At 67.8% G+C, this 1,433-nt stretch carries 1 protein-coding gene; it reads right to left on the reverse strand.

Translation table 11 applies throughout. The features are described 5' to 3' along the window. Positions 1-17: 17 nt before the first annotated feature. Positions 18-1,355 (reverse strand): IS4 family transposase, encoded by a 1,338-nt coding sequence (locus tag EF387_RS46420; protein WP_162467367.1) that lies wholly within the window; start codon positions 1,353-1,355, stop codon positions 18-20. Positions 1,356-1,433 lie beyond the last annotated feature (78 nt).

Here is a 1,433-nt window from a genome sequence, read left to right on the forward strand (position 1 = left end):
CAATGCCGTTGTTTGAGTTAGTGAAGCATCACCGGTTTCAAGGTGATGACCTTGGCCGGGACCCGGCGGGTGGGTCCGTGCTGCCGTTTCTTGACCGACGGCGAGTACTTTGAGTCCGGGCGCTTGAGGACCCGCGGTGCACAACGGCTGCGGCGGGGACCGCTGTCGAGTTTGCGGCGGACCTTGGTCTCCAGCATCGCCAGGAACGAGCCGATGGCCAACACCGCGTCCTTGGTCTGCTTGACCACACTGCGCCGGACGTGCTTGAGGATCTTCACGAAGGAGATCCGGTCCGGATCGATCCGCTCGCCGCCGGCGACCCTCATGATGATCCGGTTCAGGCAGTGGTGGACCACGAGATGCGCCCAGACTTCCTGGCGCACCAGGGCCGGGGCCGTCGAGCGCAGCACCTGTGCGGGGCCGCGCTGGAACGTCTTGAGCTGGCGGTATGCAGACTCGGCCTCCCAGCGCTCGTGGTACAGGGCCGCCAACTCTGCGGCGGGGTAGGCCTCGACATCGATCAGATCGGTGAGAAGTCTGATCACCTCGCCGCCGTCGACCTGGTACTCGATCACCCGCACCGTCACCCCGCCCGGGTGCGAGGCCCGTTGACCGGCCAGGCTCATCCGCCCCAGATAGCTCCCGTCCGGCAGTACCTCGACCGGCCGGGACGCGACCGTCGACCGGGCCCGCAGTAGCAGATGCGCCCCCGCGGATGTGAACGCCTTCCACAACTCCACTCCCGGGAAGCCCCGGTCCATGATGACCAGCATGCCTGCCGCCGAACCGGCCATCTGTATCGCCAGCTCCCGCTCGCCGCCGTTGAAACCGCCGATGCGGGCGTCGATCGAGGCGTGCGTGCCGGTCTCCGTCAGTGTCACCACCCGGACCTGCGGAAACCCCGCCGCGGCTCCACGGGCGTCGGTCGGCCCACCGAAGAACGCCCGGTTGGCCAGGCTGTCCGGCGCATCCAGTACGAACCCGTCCACCGCGGCCAGCCGCATCCCGCGCCAGAACGACCCGCTCAGACCCTCCGGCCCCACAGCCCCGCGGACGCGGGCGAACAGCGACTCCAGGACCTCCGGCCCCAGCCTCTGCCGGGCCCGGGTGAACGAGGCCCGGTTAGGGACCGTCTCATGCATCCCCTCCAGTGTCCCGACCAGGTTCTCCGCGACATCGTCGTACGAGTCCTGCGCGAACAGCGCCAGCGCGAGCGTGAAGTAGACCATGAACCTCGGCGACAAGGCACCCGGCTTCACCCCGCCCCGGCCACACACGCCCAGCACCTCATCCACCAACTCCGGCGTCACCCACTCGGTGAGCACCCCCAGCCGCACATCATCAGACAACCCCACCCACGGATGCATGACCCATCCAACGAGCAGAACACCGACCGGTCACGGCACCGCTTGACTCCTCAAACAACGGCATTG

The sequence above is a fragment of the Streptomyces cavernae genome (genome assembly GCF_004023625.1).
Lineage (GTDB): Bacteria > Actinomycetota > Actinomycetes > Streptomycetales > Streptomycetaceae > Streptomyces > Streptomyces cavernae.